The sequence below is a fragment of the Opitutia bacterium genome, assembly GCA_016217545.1.
Lineage (GTDB): Bacteria > Verrucomicrobiota > Verrucomicrobiia > Opitutales > Opitutaceae > Didemnitutus.
Genome location: JACRHT010000016.1, coordinates 751,699 through 768,735 on the forward strand (window position 1 = coordinate 751,699; position 17,037 = coordinate 768,735).

17 protein-coding genes are annotated in these 17,037 nt (G+C 66.4%); 9 read left to right on the forward strand and 8 right to left on the reverse strand.

Annotated features, from left to right (window positions below; genetic code table 11):
- The first annotated feature begins 26 nt into the window (after positions 1 to 26).
- The 4 genes from HZA32_15460 (at position 27) to HZA32_15475 (ending at position 4,533) form a co-directional block, all read left to right on the forward strand.
- Positions 27 to 857: a DUF4339 domain-containing protein gene (locus tag HZA32_15460; protein ID MBI5425476.1), complete on the forward strand. Its 831-nt coding sequence runs from the start codon at positions 27 to 29 to the stop codon at positions 855 to 857.
- A 282-nt stretch (positions 858 to 1,139) separates the two neighbouring features.
- Entirely contained in the window at positions 1,140 to 2,057 is a 918-nt protein-coding gene (locus HZA32_15465) for a DUF362 domain-containing protein (GenBank protein MBI5425477.1), read from the forward strand.
- Between the two features lie 3 nt (positions 2,058 to 2,060).
- Positions 2,061 to 3,569 (forward strand): 4Fe-4S binding protein, encoded by a 1,509-nt coding sequence (locus HZA32_15470; GenBank protein MBI5425478.1) that lies wholly within the window; start codon positions 2,061 to 2,063, stop codon positions 3,567 to 3,569.
- 64 nt (positions 3,570 to 3,633) lie between these two features.
- The gene (locus HZA32_15475; GenBank protein ID MBI5425479.1) at positions 3,634 to 4,533 is read left to right on the forward strand and encodes an alpha/beta hydrolase; all 900 of its coding nucleotides are present in this window, start codon (positions 3,634 to 3,636) and stop codon (positions 4,531 to 4,533) included.
- 28 nt (positions 4,534 to 4,561) lie between these two features.
- On the opposite strand, the gene HZA32_15480 is transcribed toward HZA32_15475, so the two are convergent.
- A complete protein-coding gene (locus tag HZA32_15480) occupies positions 4,562 to 5,077 on the reverse strand; it encodes a GreA/GreB family elongation factor (protein ID MBI5425480.1) in 516 nt (171 codons plus the stop codon).
- A gap of 163 nt (positions 5,078 to 5,240) precedes the next feature.
- Between HZA32_15480 and HZA32_15485 the strand changes: the two genes are divergently transcribed.
- On the forward strand, positions 5,241 to 5,408 hold the full coding sequence (locus HZA32_15485; protein ID MBI5425481.1) for a hypothetical protein: 168 nt from the start codon (positions 5,241 to 5,243) through the stop codon (positions 5,406 to 5,408).
- A 69-nt stretch (positions 5,409 to 5,477) separates the two neighbouring features.
- On the opposite strand, the gene HZA32_15490 is transcribed toward HZA32_15485, so the two are convergent.
- The 3 genes from HZA32_15490 to HZA32_15500 all read right to left on the reverse strand — a co-directional run bounded on the left by HZA32_15490 (position 5,478) and on the right by HZA32_15500 (position 7,631).
- Positions 5,478 to 5,843: a DUF1294 domain-containing protein gene (locus HZA32_15490; GenBank protein ID MBI5425482.1), complete on the reverse strand. Its 366-nt coding sequence runs from the start codon at positions 5,841 to 5,843 to the stop codon at positions 5,478 to 5,480.
- Positions 5,840 to 6,982: an alginate lyase family protein gene (locus HZA32_15495; protein MBI5425483.1), complete on the reverse strand. Its 1,143-nt coding sequence runs from the start codon at positions 6,980 to 6,982 to the stop codon at positions 5,840 to 5,842. The genes HZA32_15490 and HZA32_15495 overlap by 4 nt, the downstream gene beginning before the upstream one ends.
- A 61-nt stretch (positions 6,983 to 7,043) precedes the next feature.
- The gene (locus tag HZA32_15500) at positions 7,044 to 7,631 is read right to left on the reverse strand and encodes a hypothetical protein (protein MBI5425484.1); all 588 of its coding nucleotides are present in this window, start codon (positions 7,629 to 7,631) and stop codon (positions 7,044 to 7,046) included.
- Between the two features lie 235 nt (positions 7,632 to 7,866).
- Between HZA32_15500 and HZA32_15505 the strand changes: the two genes are divergently transcribed.
- On the forward strand, positions 7,867 to 8,337 hold the full coding sequence (locus tag HZA32_15505; GenBank protein MBI5425485.1) for a gluconokinase: 471 nt from the start codon (positions 7,867 to 7,869) through the stop codon (positions 8,335 to 8,337).
- A 22-nt stretch (positions 8,338 to 8,359) separates the two neighbouring features.
- On the opposite strand, the gene rnc is transcribed toward HZA32_15505, so the two are convergent.
- The 4 genes from rnc to HZA32_15525 all read right to left on the reverse strand — a co-directional run bounded on the left by rnc (position 8,360) and on the right by HZA32_15525 (position 11,691).
- Positions 8,360 to 9,082, reverse strand: coding sequence for a ribonuclease III (gene rnc, locus HZA32_15510; protein MBI5425486.1), 723 nt, complete (start codon positions 9,080 to 9,082; stop codon positions 8,360 to 8,362).
- Positions 9,083 to 9,202: 120 nt separating this feature from the next.
- The gene (locus HZA32_15515) at positions 9,203 to 10,000 is read right to left on the reverse strand and encodes an ABC-2 family transporter protein (GenBank protein MBI5425487.1); all 798 of its coding nucleotides are present in this window, start codon (positions 9,998 to 10,000) and stop codon (positions 9,203 to 9,205) included.
- 19 nt (positions 10,001 to 10,019) lie between these two features.
- Complete coding sequence (locus HZA32_15520; protein ID MBI5425488.1) at positions 10,020 to 10,832, reverse strand: ABC-2 family transporter protein; 813 nt, start codon at positions 10,830 to 10,832, stop codon at positions 10,020 to 10,022.
- Positions 10,833 to 10,905: 73 nt separating this feature from the next.
- Positions 10,906 to 11,691 carry a ParA family protein gene (locus tag HZA32_15525; protein ID MBI5425489.1) on the reverse strand — a complete coding sequence of 262 codons (786 nt, stop codon included), beginning with the start codon at positions 11,689 to 11,691 and terminating at the stop codon, positions 10,906 to 10,908.
- Between the two features lie 94 nt (positions 11,692 to 11,785).
- On the opposite strand from HZA32_15525, the gene mfd reads away from it, so the two are divergent.
- Genes mfd through radC form a run of 3 tightly spaced genes read left to right on the forward strand, consistent with a single transcriptional unit; the run spans position 11,786 to position 17,011 of the window.
- Entirely contained in the window at positions 11,786 to 15,220 is a 3,435-nt protein-coding gene (mfd, locus tag HZA32_15530; GenBank protein MBI5425490.1) for a transcription-repair coupling factor, read from the forward strand.
- Positions 15,217 to 16,251: a peptidylprolyl isomerase gene (locus tag HZA32_15535; GenBank protein MBI5425491.1), complete on the forward strand. Its 1,035-nt coding sequence runs from the start codon at positions 15,217 to 15,219 to the stop codon at positions 16,249 to 16,251. The genes mfd and HZA32_15535 overlap by 4 nt, the downstream gene beginning before the upstream one ends.
- Before the next feature lie 43 nt (positions 16,252 to 16,294).
- Positions 16,295 to 17,011 (forward strand): DNA repair protein RadC, encoded by a 717-nt coding sequence (gene radC / locus HZA32_15540; GenBank protein MBI5425492.1) that lies wholly within the window; start codon positions 16,295 to 16,297, stop codon positions 17,009 to 17,011.
- Positions 17,012 to 17,037 lie beyond the last annotated feature (26 nt).

A 17,037-nucleotide genomic window follows, 5' to 3' on the forward strand; every position in this document is an offset into this window, starting at 1 on the left:
CCAGCTTCTTGCGACACATTTCTCCCATGAGCTGGCACTACGCTGAAGGCAAAGAGCAACGCGGCCCGTTCTCCGATCAGGAGATTCGCGATTTCATCGCCACCGGCCGGGTCACGCGCGCGACGCTCGTCTGGCGCAAAGGCATGTCCACGTGGCAACCCGCCCAGGACACGGAGCTGTTCGGCGCTCCGCCGCTGACATCCGGCGCGACTGCCGCGACCGAACAACATCGCTGCATCATCACCGGCAAGCTCTACCCCGCTTCGCAGATCATCCAAACGCCCGACGGCCCGGTGTCGCACGAAGGCAAGGACATCTACTACCAATCGCGTCGCGAAGGCGTGCCGGTGCCCGTCGCCGACGGCGTCAGCAACGCCCGCGCCGACGGCAAATACGTCGTCGTGCCGGTCGCGAGCCCTAAGCTACCCCTGCGCTGCGTGAAGACCAACGCGCCGGTCACGTCCGACGAATCCAAGCACAAGACGCTCTTTTGGTATCCGCCGCTCCTCGCGCTCACGATCCTGCTGAACCTGCTGATCTTCCTCGTCCTCTACCTGATCTTCCGGAAGAAAATCGTCATCGACATCCCGATCAGTGCCGCCGGCCGCAAGATCGTGCGCAAACACGCCTTCATCGCGTGGGGCGCGGTGCTGCTGGCGGTTGTCTGCCTCGTCACGGCTGCAGTCGAGCCATCGCTCGTCGCGCTTCTGCTCCTCGCCTTCTTGCTCTTCGTCGGTGGTCTGATCTACGGCGCCTTGAAGGCCAACCTCCTCCGCGCCGCGAAGCTCCGCAACGGCGAGGTCTGGCTCGCAGGTGCCTCGCGCGAATTCCTCGATTCGCTGCCGCCCTACTCCTGAGCCGCGCCCCGGCTCACTCCAAGGGCTTCAAAATGCCTTGTCATCGCGAGGCCCGCAAAGCGGGCCGTGGCGATCCGCTTGGATGTGATGCTGTCGCTTCGCTCGGTAGCTCCGTCGTCCCGCTCGGCGTGCCTCCTCGCCATGACCATTTGAAGACGTGCCCTAGCCCGCGCAACTCAGGCCGAGCGTTGGCCAACTGATGCGGCGCGACTTCGCGCCAACGGCGTAAGGTGCTTGTTCGATGGTCCGCCATCGCGGGCCGCACCTCACTCCGTTGGCCCCATGAAGACCAGTCGCCGCGACTTCCTCAAAACTGGCCTGGCGCTCGCCGCGACCGTTTCCGCCGGTCGTTTCACCCGCGCCCTCGCCGCCGACGCCCCCGCCGCGCCGCGCACGATTCTCGCCGCCGTCCGCGACGGCTCGCGCACCGCCATGCTCGACCGCGCCCTCGCCGAACTCGGCGGCCTCGGCCAGTTCGTGCACCCCGGCCAGACCGTTTTGATCAAGCCCAACATCGGCTGGGACGTCGCGCCCGACCTCGGCGCCAACACCCATCCCGAACTCGTCGGCCACCTGGTGAAACTCTGCCGCGACGCCGGCGCGAAATCCGTCAGCGTCTTCGACCACACGTGCGACCAGTGGCAACGCTGCTACGCCAACAGCGGCATCGAGCCGGCCGTGCGCGAAGCCGGCGGCATCGTCGTCACCGGCGACGACCACGCCCTCTACCGCACGGTCGAGATTCCGCGCGGCGTGAAGCTGAAGTCCGCCGAGGTGCACCAACTCGTCCTCGACAGCGAAGTGTTCATCAACGTCCCCGTCCTCAAACATCACAGCGGCTCGCTCATGACCGGCGCGGCGAAGAACCTCATGGGCGTCGTGTGGGACCGCCGCTTCTACCACCGCAACGACCTGCACCAGTGCATCGCGGATTTCCTCACGTTCCGAAAACCAGACCTCAACATCGTCGACGCTTACCACCCGATGGTCCGCAACGGCCCGCGCGGCCGCGCCGCGGATGACGTCGTCGAACTCCGCAGCCTGCTCGCCTCGACCGACATCGTTGCCGTCGACACCGCCGCCGCGCGCCTGCTCAGCCAGAATCCCGCGGACATCCGGCACATCGGCCTCGCCGCCGCGCACGGCGTCGGCACGTCGAATCTCGACTCGCTCGACATTCGCCGCGTCAAGCTCGCCTGAGCCGTGCGTCGCTGGCTGAAACCGCTCCGCGTCGCCATCGCGCTCGTCTTCCTCGGCGTCCTCACCGCCGCGTTCCTGGATTTTCGCGGCCTCGTGCCGGCGCGCCTCGCGCACGCATTCGCCGCCGTCCAGATCGGACCCGCCGCACTCGCCGCGACAGCGGGCGCGGTGCTCGGCGGCGTGGCCCTCGCAGTGATCCTCGTCGTCACGCTGCTCTTCGGACGGGTGTATTGCTCGGTCATCTGCCCGCTCGGAATTCTTCAGGACGTGATCGCGCGCCTGCGCCACCGGCGCTCGCGCGTGCTCCGCTTCAGCGCCGGGAACAAACTTCTCCGTTACGGCGTTCTCGCTGGCGCGCTTCTGGCCGTCGGCCTCGGCGCGACCGGCGCCGCCTTCACGTTGCTCGATCCCTACAGCCACTTCGGCCGCATCGTCGCCACCCTCGGCCGCTCCGCTCTGGTCTTCGGCAACAACGCACTCGTTCCCGTCGCGCAGGCGCTCGGCGGGCAGGCCATCTATCGCGTGCCGCCGCCCGCTCCTTCGCTGGGCCTCGTGCTGTTCGCGCTCGGCGCGGCGATCACCGTCACGGCACTGGCTCTCTGGCGCAGCCGGATTTACTGCAACACGGTTTGTCCGGTCGGCACGGCGCTCGGGCTCCTCTCGCGCGCGAGCGCGTTTCGCCTGACGATCGACCAAACCGCCTGCACGAAGTGCACCGACTGCCTGCGCGCATGCAAAGCGCAGTGCATCGACCTCCGCACCGGCGACATCGACGCCTCACGCTGCGTCTCGTGCGCAAACTGCCTCGGCGCCTGCCAGCACGGCGGCATCGCGTATCGCTTCGCGTGGCGCCGCACGCCGCGTGCGCCGGACTCACAGCGGCGCGCCTTCGTCGCCAGCGCGCTGCTTTTGCCGCCGCTGGCCGCACTCCCAAGCGCCGCGCCCAAACCGCGCCGCGCTCCTGTCGCGCCACCGGGCGCGCAAAACGTCGATCGCCTGCTCGACCGCTGCACGGGTTGCCAACTCTGCGTGACGGCCTGCCCCACGCAGGTGCTGCAACCGTCGGTGTTCGACTACGGCTGGTTCGGATTCGCCAAGCCCCACCTCGATTTCGGGCGCGCCTTCTGCAACTTCGACTGCCTTCGCTGCGGCGAAGTCTGTCCCACCGGCGCAATCACACCGCTGGCGCTCGCCGACAAGCGCCTGACGAGCGTCGGCACCGCGAAGTTCGAACGCTCGCGCTGCATCGTCGAGACCGACGGCACCGATTGCGCCGCCTGCTCGGAACACTGCCCGACCAAGGCGGTGAACACCGTGCCGTTTCGCGACAATCTCCGCCTCCCGGAGGTGAAGGAGGATCTTTGTATCGGCTGCGGCGCCTGCGAATTCGCGTGTCCCGTGCGTCCGCAACGAGCGATCACTGTCACCGCTCGCGCGACTCACACCCGTGCCGCAAAGGCGGTCGAGGCCAAGCCCCAGCTACCGAAGCCCGTCGGAGATTTCCCGTTCTGACGCTCCGCTGCCGGCCCGGCAAAGCGGCCTTGTCGTTCTCCGCTGCGGGGATTTCTCTGCCTGCATGTTGCGCGTCGTCTCCCTCGCCCTGCTTCTCGCCACCATGCTCTCCGCGTCCGAACACCCCGTGATTTCCCTCTGGCCCGAAGGCATCCCCGGCGCCAAGCCGCACGAAAAACCCTTCGTCGTCGACGCCACCGGCCGCGTCTCCGCCATCCACGAGCCCACGCTGGCCGTCTGGCCCGCCGCGCCCGACAAAGCCAACGGCACCGCAGTCGTCATCTGCCCCGGCGGCGGCTATTCCGTCCTCTCCGAACAACGCGAAGGCGTCCGCTATGCGCAGTGGCTCAACGAACTCGGTGTCACCTGCTTCATCGTGCGCTCGCGCCTCAAGGAATACGGACATCCGGCGCCGTTGCGCGACGTGTTGCGCGCGCTGCGCATCGTCCGCTCGCGCGCCGCGGAGTTCGGCGTCGATCCGCACCGCATCGGCATCATCGGCTCCTCCGCCGGTGGCCACCTCGCATCGAGCGCCGCCACGCTCTACGATCACGCCGACGGCAAAACCGGCGCTGCGCTCGACGCCGTGAGCGCGCGACCGGATTTCGCCCTGTTGCTCTACCCGGTCATCCTGATGGAAGGCCCGCACACCCACGCCGGCTCACGCGACAATCTCATCGGGGCCCACGCGGCGCCGGAGTTGGTCGCACTCCTGTCGACCGACCGGCAGGTCACCAAGGACACGCCGCCGACATTTCTCATTCACGCGGAGGACGACAAGTCGGTGCCGGTCGAGAACACGCTCTCGTTCTACGCCGCGCTCCGCCGCGCCGGCGTGCCGGCCGAGATTCACCTCTACGAGAAAGGCGGCCACGGCTTCGCGATGGAGGCCACGCATCCGCCGACCGCTCAATGGCCGCAGCGCGCGGAGACTTGGCTGCGCAGCCACGGCTGGGTGAAATGATCTCAGCTGCGCCGCGCGCAGGACGGACTCAGTAACGAATGCCTGTGATCTCGAGTTCCGTCGCGCCCGTCGGAAACTTGAACGGCACCTTCTGTCCGAGACGCGCGTTGAGCAGCGCTCGCGCGATGGGCGAAAGCCAGCTGACGGCGTCGGCGGAGAGATCGGTCTCGTCCACGCCCACGATGTGATAGGTCGACACGGCGCCATTGGCGTCGCGCACCGTGACGACCGCGCCGAAGCGCACGACGTCGTGCGGAGTCGGCGGCGGCACGGCGATTTCGGCAGTCGCCAGGCTTTGTTGCAGATAAGCGATGCGTTCCTCGGCGCGCTGCAGCTCCTCTTTCGCATCGGCGCCGCGCCCGCCTTCGTCGGCGGATTCCGCAATGAGACGCGGCGCGCGGTCCGTGAGCTCCTTCAGCTCACTCCGCAACCGCTCCGCCCCGGCGGCGGTGAGATAATTGCGCGCTCCCGGCGGCAGCGGCGAAATCCGGCGCGGAATAACGACGTCGCGCGCGTCGTCCTCACGAGTGAAAGCTCGGCTCATGAGGATAACGTAACGCACCGAGAGGCCGTTGGCAATGGGTGCGAGGCCTGCCCGCTGCAACCAATGCGTAGTCCGCGCGCCCGGCACGGTGTATAGTTGCGGCGAACAAAAAAGCGACCGCGCGTGCATTACTGGCGCGAGGTCCCCTACTCCCTCAACCCCCATGAAAGCGGCCCTGATCGCGGTTGGAATTGCGGCGCTCGCCGGACTGGCCTTCTCCCTCGCAGGCCAGCCACTCGACGCTGCCGACTACGTGGTCGTGTTGCTCGTCGTCACGCTCATCGCGTGGACTTACGAGCAATACAATCACGATCCTACCGAGGAGAAGTAAACCATCCGCCTCCGTTTCGTGGCGTCACCGCTGCGCTCGCCGCGGGGCGTGTGGGTTGTTGTTCCTCTGCTAACCGAAGAGCCACCACGCTGCGACCGCCTCGTGGCTCGCCACGATCAGCCAGAACATCAGTTGGTAACTCAACTTCGCGTTCTTGTGCCGCAGGAGCTGCTGCGCCACGAGCCCGCCCGGCCATCCTCCCCGCGCGTCGATCGCGAGCAACTGTGCCTCGGGCAACCGCCCGCCCGCGCGCGTGGCGCGGCGCTTGTCGAACGCGTAGAAGGAAAACGACAACACCGACAGCGCGGCAGGAGCCAGCAGCCACTCGGGGCCCACGCGTTGCAGCCACGGCCAAAGCGCCACACCGGGCAGGATCAACAGGGCGATGAGCGCGAACAACACGCCCGCGCCGCGATCCGTCGCGCGAGTCGTCATCGCGAAGCCGCAGGCCTCAGCCACAACGTCGGGTAGCGCACGGGAAAATTCCGCCGCACTTCCTCGACGGTCGAATCCGCAGGCAGGCGTTGCCAAAGCGCCAGCCACTCCGCGTCCCCGCCCGCCAGCGCGCCGAAGAGCAGCGCGGGCTGCCGGATCGGCCAATCGTTCCAATACATCACGTCCGGCGGCTTCGGCCAACGCGACTTGTCGGCGAGGAACGGCGCCAGCCAGCCGACGGCGCGCAGCATCCCGCGCCCGTCGGGCAACGTCGCGCTCATGAGATTCTCCTCGGGGGTGGACAGCACGACCGCCGTGGCGGCCATGACATCGAGATTGAAGATCGCGTAGCCGTAGGGCTTCGTGCGCGCGAGTTCGCGCGGGAAGCTCCCGTCGGACGCCATCTGCGTGAGCAGGTCGCGACGGAAACGTTCGCGGCACTCGGTCAACACCGCCGCATCGCGCGTCAGGCGCGCGAAACATGCCGCCTGCAACACCCAACACGTGCCGTGATTGTTCTCCTGCTTCGCCTCCTCGATTCCGTAGGGATGCGTGCGCATCCAGTGCAGATAGTCGCGAAACCACTGCGTGAGCGCCGCGTCATCGTCAGGCGTCAGCGCCGCCGAATCACGCAACGCCTCGATCGCCAGCGCGACCTCGGCGAGATGCACGGTATCGATGATGCCGATGCCGCGCCCCGTCGCGACGCCCTGGATCGCCTGCGCATAGAGTAGATTCGGGTTCATGCGCGTCGCCGGATCGACGAACCACGTGCGCAGGTGCCGCACGGCGGCGGCCGCGAAGCGAGCCTCGTGCGTAAGGTCCCACGCCGCGGCGAGCGCGCCGACGTCGCGGGCAAAGCCGAACATCAGATTGCGGTGCGCGACGAAATTGTCGGGGTTGGTGAGTCCGTCCCGCCGGACGTAAGGACCGCCCGGCTTCTGCGGGTCGGGCCACCAATAGTCGCCTTCGGACGAGAAATCGTGCGCGCCGCCCGCGCTGCGCGGATTGCGAACGCTCGTGAGCGTGCGCGGCTCATGCGCGAGCGAGACCTCGGCCGCCTGCATCGCCCGCGCGCGCTCGGCAGCGCGCAGGTCGAAATCCGTGACGGTCGCGGTCAGCAAGGCGAGAAACAGCATGCGGACTTCGTAGTCCGCGCGCCGCGAATTGCCAGCTTCGAGCCGCGCCCCGGCGCGCGACTCACTCGGATTCCCAGTCGGCGTCCTTCGGCAACAGGTGCACGAGCGCGACGTTCAGCACGAGCAGCACCACGAGCCCCGGCCAGACCTGACCGAGCGTCGCCGCGAAATGCTCGAGCGGGTTTCGCTGCGGCCCGAAGCTCGGCACGAACCATTGCACCGCGAGCACCAAGGCGTAGGCCGGCAGCCAAGCCAGCGGCGCGGCGGCGCGCAGTGAAGGCCAGCGACGCACCGCGAACGCAGCGACGGCGACATAAGCCGCGAGTTCGACACTCATCGCGAGCACGCGCTCCGAAACCGGCAAACCGGTGGTGAGCGCATTGACCGCCGGCACGACCAACGCAACGAGCACGCCCACGCCAGCGCCGTAAAGATAGACCGCCAGAAACGCCGTCCAAAACGCGGGGAGCAGATGCACGCCCAACGGGCGCGGACCGCTCCACGGAATCAGATGCACCAGGAAAGGCACGAGCCAGGCGACGGCCATGAGCACGAGCGTTTCGCGCCACGAGGCGCGAGTGAGGGAGAAGAAGGAGCGGGCGCTGACTTGCATGCGTTGGAAGCGGGAAACCGGCGCGGAGGTAATCATGGGAGGCGGACGTTTGCCAAGGATGGATGCCAGTGGGGTCGAGGGAAATGGCGCGACGCGCGGTGACTTGCGGCCTTAGACGCCACGGGCGGCGATCCCGTTCGAAATCGAGCGCACACGCCAGACCTTGGCTTTATGACTGGGGTGAAACCCTCCTGTCTGCTTGCGCGAACCCGTGTCGCCTGCTGAATCGAGCGCTTTCGTGTCCGCCTCCCTCCCACGCATCCTCCTCATCATGGGCGTCGCCGGCTCCGGCAAAACGACGCTCGGCAAACGTGCCGCCGCAGCGCTCGGCTGGCCGTATTTCGAGGCGGACGATTTTCACTCCGCGGCGAACAAGGCCAAGATGGCGAGCGGGACGCCGTTGAACGACGAGGATCGGGCGCCGTGGCTCGAGGCGATCCGCGCGAAGATGAACGCCACCATCGACGCGGGACAGAGCGCGGTCTTCACGTGCTCCGCGCTGAAAGAAAAATACCGCGCCGTGCTCGCGGGCGACGCCAAGCACCCGGTCACGATCGTGTTTCTCAACGGCGACTACGAAACGATCCTCGCACGCGTGAGCCGACGCAAAGGCCACTTCATGAAAGCCGACTTGGTGCGAAGCCAATTCGAGGCGCTCGAGCACCCGAAGGACGCGCTCGAACTCGACATCCGCGAGTCTCCCGAAGCGCTGCTGGAAAAGATCCTCGCCACCGTGCGCTGACGCGCATCGGCGGTCCTCGCCGCTAGCTCTTCGCTGCGGCCGGGCCGGAATTGCGCAACGCAACCAAGGCCACGCGTGCCGCTTCCTCCTCGGCGGTTTTCTTCGAGGAACCTTTGCCGCTGCCGAGGAATTTGTCGTTCAGGGAAACACTGACTTCGTATTCGCGCGCGTGCTTCGGGCCGGTGGCGGCCACGACTTCATAGCGCAACGCGCCATTGCCGTGCTCGGGTTGCACCATCTCCTGGAGCTGCCCCTTGGGATTTTCCTTTCCCTCGGTCAGCGCGAGACGCTCCGGAATCGAACCATACCACTTCGACACGACGCCCTGCACGGTGGCAAAATCGCTGTCGAGGTAGATGGCGCCGATGATCGCCTCCAGCGCATCCTCCAGGATCGACGCGCGTCCGCGGCCGCCGGCGTCCTCCTCGCTCTGCCCGAGTTGCACGGCAGCATCGACGCCGAGGTCGCGCGCGAGCTGGCTGAGAAACTCGCCCTTCGTCAATCCAGCGCGCCGCCGGCTGAGCACGCCCTCGCGCTCTTCGGTGAATTGCCGAAACAGCGCGTCCGTCAGGATGAAATGCAGCACCGAATCGCCGAGGAACTCGAGTCGTTGGTTGTGCGCGCCGCTCTCGGGACGATCCTGCAGGTATGACGCGTGCCGCAGCGCCTCGCCGAGCAACGCGGGGTTGCGGAAGGCGTAACCGAGGCGCTTTTGCAGCGCGGCGAGCTGGGCGGTGTGCGGCATGCGAATGCTAGTTGCCTCTTGGAAAATCGAATTGCGGCGAGTTGTCCACCCCTTCGACAGCGTCACCGTTGCCCGACTCGCGCGCAGCGGCCGGATTCGGCTCCGGGATTTCGGGCGGCGTCACGAGCTCGCGCTCGAATAGCGCCGCAACCCCCGATGGAAGACGTAGACCGTGACCGCGAACCAACCCGCAGCCAGCGCGACGACCCAGAGCGTCAGCCGCCAGTCGACGCCGTGCAGCAACGTGTGCGCGGGCACGTTGCTCACGAGCACCATCGGCAACAGCCAGACAAACGCGATCTTCGAGAGCCCGACGAACGCCTGCCGCGGCAGGCGGGAGAATTCACTCAGCGTGAAGTAGCTGCCCTCGATGCCTTGGGCGCTGGTCATCCAGAACGCCGCCGAAATGCTCAGCACGAGCACGCAGTAGTGGATCACGACGCCGCAGAAGACGAGCAGCGCATAGAGCGCGATGTCGGCCAGACCGGGCGAGAGATGCAGCTGGCGCGCCGAGTAAACCACGACCGAGAGCGCCACGAGCGAGTTGATGAGGCTGTCCGGATCGAGCTTCCGCGTCGTCGCCGTGAACATCACGTTGCCCGGCTGCGCGAGGAAGAAGTCGAAATTGCCCGTGCGGATGTTGCGCCCCATCTCGAAGATGCTGCTCCAGAAAAATCCCATCAGGAAGCGCTGGATCAGCATCGAGGTGCCGACGAGGAGCATCATCTCGTATTTCGTCCAGCCGGCGACGGTCTTGGTGTGCTCGTAGATGACGGAAACCATCAGCACGTTCACCGTCATCCAGAACAGCTCGACCAGCGCCCAGACGAAGAAGTCGCCCCGGAACATCAGCGTGCGCACCACCGCGTAGCGGGCGGAGGCGAGCCAGATGCGGGCGTAGTGAGCGAGGGAGAACATGGGCGAAGGGTGCGGACGTTCAGCCGCCGACGGCCGTGTGCAGGCGCAGGCCGCGGCGCCACAGCAGTTGCCCGAGCGCGAGAATCGCGACGACCCAGAAGAGTTGAATTTTCAGCATGTGCCCCGCCTCCACCGGATCGGTGATGCGCCCCGTGAGGAGCGCGACGGGAAAATACATCTGATAGAAATACGGCAACCCCGCCGAGAGGCCGAAGAGCCACTTCGGGAGCAGATCGAGCGGGAAAATTTGTCCACCGAGCACCGACTCCAGCGCCATCGAGAGGATCACGAAGCCTTGGATCTCGAGGAACCAGAACGTCAGCATCCCGAAGCAATAGGCGATGCCGAACTGAATCAGCGCGGACATCATGAGCGCCGGGATCGCGTAGAGGTAGGGCCAGAGCTGGTGCGGCAGCGTGAGGTGGTCGCGCAGCAGCGGGTAGAACACCACGAGCGGCAGGAGAATCAGCAGTCCCGTCACGAGCCGCGCCGCGAGGTAGATGCTGAAACGATAGGCGAAGTAGTTGACCGGTTTCAGCAGGAACTGGTTGATGAGCCCGTTGCGGATTTCCTCCGCGATCTGGTAGTCCTCGTTGAATGCGCCGATCATGAACTGCACGACGATCAACGCGACGAAGTAGGTGATCGTCTGCGCAAGGCTGAAGCCGCCGATGGAGGGATTCCCCGCATAAGCCGCGCCCCAGAGGATGAACACGACGATGAGGTGGAAGAACGAAAAGAACCCGCGCACGGCGAAGTTCACCCGGTAGATCAGGTTGCTTTGAAGCCCGACGGTGAACGCGGCGAAGTATTTGCCCAGGGAGCCGAACATGCGAGAGGCCCAGCAGTAAGCCGCGGAATTCGGAAAGCGCAAGCGGGGCGAGGCGCCCACGATCACACGCGCGTCACTTCTCCGTCAGCTTGAAGCGCGCCACGACTTCCTTCGCCAGCGCGGTGTAGGCGGCGGCGCCGGGGCTGTGCGGGTCGTAGGCGAAGATCGGCTTGCCGAAGCTCGGCGCCTCGCTGAGCCGCACCGTGCGCGGGATGACCGTGTTGAAAATCTTATCCGGGAGATGCGACCGCACTTCCTCGACGACTTGCTTCGCCAGGTTGATGCGGCTGTCGAACATCGTCATCACGATGCCGCCGACATCGAGCGTCGGGTTCACCCCGGCGTTCTTCAGCCGGTCGACGACCTTCAAAATCTGGCCGAGGCCTTCGAGGGCCATGTATTCGCACTGCAGGGCGATCAGCAGGTGGTCGGCCGCGGCGAGCGAATTCATCGAGAGCATGCCGAGCGCCGGCGGGCAATCGATGATGATGGCGCGGTAGCCGCCGGAGTTGCGGATCGGATCGAGCACGCTCTTGAGGCGGAGCAGATAATTCTCCTGCTGCGCCAGCTCGATCTCGATGGCGGCAAGGTCGACCTCGGACGGGATGAGCGCGAGGTGTTCCCACTGGGTAGGCGTGAGCATCTCGAAAACGCTGCCCTCGCCGTGCAACGGCTTGTAGAGCGATTTGCCCTCCTGCTTCTCGATGCCGAGCGCGCTGGTGGCGTTGGCCTGCGGGTCGAGGTCCACGACGAGCGTGTGAATCTTCTGCGCCGCGAGGGCAGCGGCGAGGTTGACGGCCGTCGTGGTCTTGCCGACGCCGCCCTTCTGGTTCGCGATAGTGAAAACCGTGCAGGCCATGCCGCTTTATTCGAGAAGCCCCGCCGGGGGTCCAGCGCGAAGTGTCTCCCGGCGCTTGCGCCACGCACGTCGTGCTGCACCGTAGAACCTCCTCATGTCCGAAGCCGCCACCGCTCCGCGCACGAAGATCACCGGCGTTTGCCCGCCGGCGCGCGCCTACGCGCTCACACGGCTCGCGACCGACGCTCCGGCGCCGACGTGGCTCGTGGTCGTCGAGGAAGCGCGCGAGCTCGACGCCTTCGCCGAGGACCTCGCGCTCTTTCACCACGCCTCGGGCAACCGCGCCGCGCTCGACGTGCTCGTGTTTCCCGAATCGCAGGCCGACAGCCGCGACATGCGCGAGGCCTTCAACGCCGCCAGCGACCGCCTCGCCGTGCTCAGCAAGCTCCGCCGCAAGCACGCCTCGTCCGCGCCCGACACGCTGCTCGTGCTGACGACGCCCGGCGCGCTGGTGCAGGCCGTGCCGCCGCCCGAGGATTTTTCGCAGCGCGAAATCACCCTGCGCAAAGGCGAGGAGCGGGCCTTTCAGGGACTGCTCGAGCTGCTGAAGCAGTTCGACTATGACAGCGAGGCGGTCTGCGAAGCACCCGGTCAATACGCCGTGCGCGGCGGCATTGTCGACGTCTACCCGATCACCGCGCACCAGCCCTACCGGCTCGATTTCTTCGGCGACACGCTCGAGGACATCCGCTCGCTCGATCCGGTGTCGCAGCGCTCCGGCGAGAGTGTGGAGCGCATCACGCTCACCGCTGCCCCGCACATCCACGCCGCCCGCGCGCAGGCCTCGCTGCTCGACTATCTCGGCGCGGCGACGCACGCGGTGCTCGTCGAACCCAAGGCGCTCGAGGAGGCGTTCGACCTGCTCGACAACTCTCCGGCCGCAACTCGCGTCCTCGACCGCCTGGCCGCGCGCGCGGTGCGGCTCTTCGGCTTGGGCGACCTCGATCTCGCGAGCGCCCTGTTCGACGACGCAGTCGACGAGCAGACGTGGGACACCGAATCGCTGCTGCACCACCGCTCCTTCCCCGAGGAGAACCAGCTCGCGCACGAACGCCTCGAAGCCGAGGACGTGGCGCGGCGGCGTTTTCTGGAGCAGGTGCTGGCGTGGAAGCAGCAGGGTTACGCCGTCGATTTCTTCGTCTCGAAAGAAGGCGAGGAACAGCGCACGCGCGAGCTGCTCGACGAGGATGCCGAACTGAAGAAACTGAAACCGCGTTTCGTGCGCGGCGCGGTGAACGAGGGCTTCCGGGTGACTCTTGGTAGGTCGGAACCGCTGGGCCCGTCGGTGCGCGCGAGTCTCCGCGGCGGGCCCCGCGGTCCCGCCCTACCCCAAGCAAGCGAACAAATAGTCCGCGGCTACATCGCCGTCACCGAAACGGAGATCTTCGGTCGCAAGCGCCAGCGCCGCGTCGCGGGCAAACGCGCACTGGTCACGCCGTCGGCCGTGGATCAGCTGCTCGATTTCTCGGACCTCGTGGAGGGCGATTTCGTCGTTCACCTCCAGCACGGCGTCGCGGTCTATCGCGGGCTGACGAAGCTCGAGACGGCCGACGGCATCCGCGAGGTGATCTCGCTGGAATTCGACGACAAGGTGACGCTCCACGTGCCGCTGCAGGAGTCGCACCTGATCAGCCGCTACGTCGGCCTGGCGAAAGTGAAACCGCAGCTCGGCCGGGTCGGCTCGGGGCGTTGGGAAAAAGTCCGCGCCGCCGCCGAGCGCGCCACGCTCGATCTCGCCGCGGAGTTGCTGCAAATCCAAGCGCGCCGCGAAGCACAGCCCGGCCACGCGTTCGCCGGGGACGCCACGTGGCAGAAGGAATTCGAGGCGGCGTTTCCGTTCACCGAAACACCCGACCAGCTCAAGGCCATCGTCGAAACGAAGGCCGACATGGAGAAGACGCGACCGATGGACCGCCTCGTGTGCGGCGACGTGGGTTTCGGCAAGACCGAGGTGGCGATCCGCGCGGCGTTCAAGGCCGTGATGGGCGGCAAGCAGGTCGCGGTGCTCGTGCCGACGACGGTCCTGGCGCAGCAGCATCTCAACACGTTCCGCGAGCGCATGGCGGGTTACCCGGTGGCGGTGGAGATGGTGTCGCGCTTCCGCTCGCGGAAGGAGCAGAACCAAATCCTCGCCGCGCTCACCCTCGGGAAAATCGACATCCTGATCGGCACCCATCGCCTCGTGCAGAGCGACGTGCAGTTCAAGGACCTCGGCCTCGTGATCATCGACGAAGAGCAGCGCTTCGGCGTGAAGCACAAGGAAGTCTTCAAGCGCTGGCGCGCGCATGTGGATATGCTCTCGATGAGCGCCACGCCGATCCCGCGCACGCTCTACCTCGCGCTCACCGGCGCGCGCGACCTCAGCACCATCGAGACCGCACCGGTCAACCGCCTGCCGATCCAGACGATCGTGAAGAGCTACGACGAGAAGGTCGTCGTCGAGGCGATCCAGCACGAGACGCGGCGCGGCGGGCAGGTTTTCTACCTGCACAATCGCGTAATGAGCATCGACCTCGTCGCGGCCCGCCTGCGCGAGCTGTTGCCGAAGCTCCGCATCGGCGTCGGTCACGGCAAGATGGACGAGGACGACCTCGAACACGTGATGACGGACTTCGTCGCCGGCAACTACGACGTGCTCGTCTGCACCACGATCATCGAGAGCGGCCTCGATATCCGGAACTGCAACACGATCATCATCGAGGGCGCGGACCGCTTCGGCCTCTCCCAACTCTACCAGCTCCGCGGCCGCGTCGGTCGTTTCAAGCATCAAGCTTACGCGTATCTCCTGCTCCACCGCCACGCGCGGGTGATGGACCTCGCGCGGCAGCGCCTCAGCGCCATTCGGCAACACAACCAGCTCGGCGCCGGCTTCCGCATCGCGATGCGCGACCTCGAACTGCGCGGCGCCGGCAACCTCCTCGGCGCGGAACAGAGCGGCCACATCGTCGGCGTGGGCTTCGAACTGTATTGCCAGCTGCTCAAGCAGAGCGTCGCGCGCCTGAAGGGCGAAAAGCACGCCGCCGCCGTCCGCGCCAGCGTGAAGCTCGATTTCGTGTTCGTCGGCGAAGGCGCGGACAGCACGACGACGAAGCGCGCGGAAGCGACCGACAGCTTCAGCGCACTCAAGCAGGCCGAGCGCGAGGCCGGCGAGTTTGCGAAGATCCAGGCGCGCCTGCCGGCCAGCTACATCGGCGAGACCCGCCTGCGGATCGATTTTTACCGACGGTTGGCCATGGCCGAGAAAGTCGACGCGGTGCGCGCGCTCGAAGCCGAGTTGCGCGACCGCTTCGGCAAGTTCGGCAACGAAGTCCGCGCGCTCCTGCTTGTGACCGAAATCCGCGTCCGGGCGGAACAAAAGGGCCTGCTGTCCGTCGAAACGGATTCCGGACGCCTTAAGTGTCTGCGCCACAGTGGCCGGCGCGACGACTTCATCCAGCTCCACAATCGCTTTCCCCGCTTGACCGCTCCCACCCCCCTAGCAAGGTTGAAAGAACTCATCGTCTTTCTGACCAATCTTCCGAACCCATGATGTTCCGCCGCCTCCGTGTCGCCTCCGCCCTCCTCGCCTTGGGCGCGACGGCCGCCCTCCCGAATCTCGCTCGTGCGCAGGCCAACCCGGTTCCGGAAAACGCCGAACAGGCCGTTGCCGAGAAGCTGAATCTCCAATTTGCCAACGGCATTGCTGCCGTCGTTGAGGAAAAGGTCATCACGGTGGACGACATCCGCCGCGAGATCGCCCCCCTCCTCCCGCAGGTCCAACGCGAGAGCCGCAACGAACGCGAGTTCAACGAAAAGATCACCGCACTGCAGGATTCGATCGTGCAGGACCTCATCGACCGCGTGCTGATCGTGAAGGAATTCTACAAGGACGAGAAGCGGAAGGTCCCCGCCAGCTTCGTCGACAATCAGGTTGCGGAGATGATCGCCACGCAGTTCGAAGGAGATCGCTCGAAGTTCCTCGCTTACCTCCGCGGCCGCGGCATCTCGCAGAAGGACTATCGCAAGGAAGTCGAAGAAGACATGATCTACGGCTACATGCGCCAACAGCAGCGGAAGTCCGCCACACAGGTCAGCCCGACGAAGATCCAGACCTTCTACGACGAGAACAAGGAGCGGTTCTACCAAGAGGACCAGGTCCACCTGCGCCTCATCCAGTTCAACCGCGCCGAAGGCGACACCGAAGAGGCGCTCCGCGCCAAGGCGCAGCCCGTCCTCGACCAGCTCAAGGCCGGCGCCAGCTTCATCGACCTCGCCCGCCTCTACTCGCAGGACCCGCGCCGCACCAAGGGCGGCGACTGGGGCTGGCAGCGCAAATCCGACCTCCGCAAGGAATTCGCCGACGTCGTGTTCACTCTCGATAAGGGCCAGACGAGCAACCTCGTCGTCATGCCCGAGGGCGCGTTCCTCCTTTTCGTCGAAGAGCGCAAGTTCGCCGGCATCCAGCCGCTCGACGAAGTCCGCGACCAGATCGAGCGCATGCTCGTCCAGCAATACGCCCGTCAGGCGCAGGAACGCTGGCTCGAGAAACTCCGCCGTAACGGCTACGTGAAGCACTACTGAGTGCGCCGAGCTCGCGGGCCAGCGGGCGAAGCGCCCCGGCCCGATGAGCGACCCCTACCCGCCCCTCCGCGTCAAGGACCTCGCGGTCTCCGACCGCCCGCAGGAGCGCCTGCAGAAGCTCGGCGCGACCGCGCTGAGCGACACCGAGCTGCTCGCCATGCTCCTGCGCAGCGGCGGCAAAGGTAACAACGTCCTCACGATCGCGCAGCAGCTCGTCACCAGCGCCGGTTCCCTCCGCGCCCTCGTGCAATGGACGGATGCCGACTTCCGCCGCGTCAAAGGCATCGGCCGCGTGAAGGCGTTGCAGCTGGTCGCCCTGATGGAGGTCGCCCGCCGCGTCCTCGCCGACAAAGGCGAGACCGACCCGCTCCTCAACCGCCCCGAACTCGTCCACGAGCACCTGTTGCCCGTTTTCGGCAGCCTGCAGATCGAGAAGTTCTGGGTGCTTTGCCTGAACCGCAAAAACCGCCTGATCAAACAGGTCGAGATCACCTCCGGCACCGCCACCAGCTCGCTCGCTCATCCCCGCGAGGTTTTTCGCGAAGCCATCCGCCACGGCGCCACGGCCGTTATCTGCGCGCACAATCACCCCAGCGGTGACCCCGCGCCCAGCGCCGCCGACACCCAGATCACGCGCCAGCTCCGCGACGCCGCGCGCGCCGTCGACATCGAGTTGGTCGACCACGTCATCCTCGGCCGAGCCGCCACTGACCCACGCGGCGTGGGCTTCTACAGCTTCCGGCAGGCGGGAGTCATCTGAGGCGGGGATTCCGAAAAAAACCTCTT

What these genes read in the sequence shown, in the direction of transcription:
- HZA32_15495 (MBI5425483.1), bottom strand. Translation starts at nt 6,982, where the DNA reads ATGCTGTTTCTCGCCTTGCTGACCGCGACCGTCACGGATTTCGACCTG.
- rnc (MBI5425486.1), bottom strand. Translation starts at nt 9,082, where the DNA reads ATGCCGCACACCGCCCAGCTCGCCGCGCTGCAAAAGCGCCTCGGTTAC.
- HZA32_15515 (MBI5425487.1), bottom strand. Translation starts at nt 10,000, where the DNA reads ATGTTCTCCCTCGCTCACTACGCCCGCATCTGGCTCGCCTCCGCCCGC.
- HZA32_15505 (MBI5425485.1), top strand. Translation starts at nt 7,867, where the DNA reads ATGGGCGTCGCCGGCTCCGGCAAAACGACGCTCGGCAAACGTGCCGCC.
- HZA32_15480 (MBI5425480.1), bottom strand. Translation starts at nt 5,077, where the DNA reads ATGAGCCGAGCTTTCACTCGTGAGGACGACGCGCGCGACGTCGTTATT.
- HZA32_15475 (MBI5425479.1), top strand. Translation starts at nt 3,634, where the DNA reads ATGTTGCGCGTCGTCTCCCTCGCCCTGCTTCTCGCCACCATGCTCTCC.
- mfd (MBI5425490.1), top strand. Translation starts at nt 11,786, where the DNA reads ATGTCCGAAGCCGCCACCGCTCCGCGCACGAAGATCACCGGCGTTTGC.
- HZA32_15465 (MBI5425477.1), top strand. Translation starts at nt 1,140, where the DNA reads ATGAAGACCAGTCGCCGCGACTTCCTCAAAACTGGCCTGGCGCTCGCC.
- HZA32_15500 (MBI5425484.1), bottom strand. Translation starts at nt 7,631, where the DNA reads ATGATTACCTCCGCGCCGGTTTCCCGCTTCCAACGCATGCAAGTCAGC.
- radC (MBI5425492.1), top strand. Translation starts at nt 16,295, where the DNA reads ATGAGCGACCCCTACCCGCCCCTCCGCGTCAAGGACCTCGCGGTCTCC.
- HZA32_15535 (MBI5425491.1), top strand. Translation starts at nt 15,217, where the DNA reads ATGATGTTCCGCCGCCTCCGTGTCGCCTCCGCCCTCCTCGCCTTGGGC.
- HZA32_15525 (MBI5425489.1), bottom strand. Translation starts at nt 11,691, where the DNA reads ATGGCCTGCACGGTTTTCACTATCGCGAACCAGAAGGGCGGCGTCGGC.
- HZA32_15485 (MBI5425481.1), top strand. Translation starts at nt 5,241, where the DNA reads ATGAAAGCGGCCCTGATCGCGGTTGGAATTGCGGCGCTCGCCGGACTG.
- HZA32_15460 (MBI5425476.1), top strand. Translation starts at nt 27, where the DNA reads ATGAGCTGGCACTACGCTGAAGGCAAAGAGCAACGCGGCCCGTTCTCC.
- HZA32_15520 (MBI5425488.1), bottom strand. Translation starts at nt 10,832, where the DNA reads ATGTTCGGCTCCCTGGGCAAATACTTCGCCGCGTTCACCGTCGGGCTT.
- HZA32_15490 (MBI5425482.1), bottom strand. Translation starts at nt 5,843, where the DNA reads ATGACGACTCGCGCGACGGATCGCGGCGCGGGCGTGTTGTTCGCGCTC.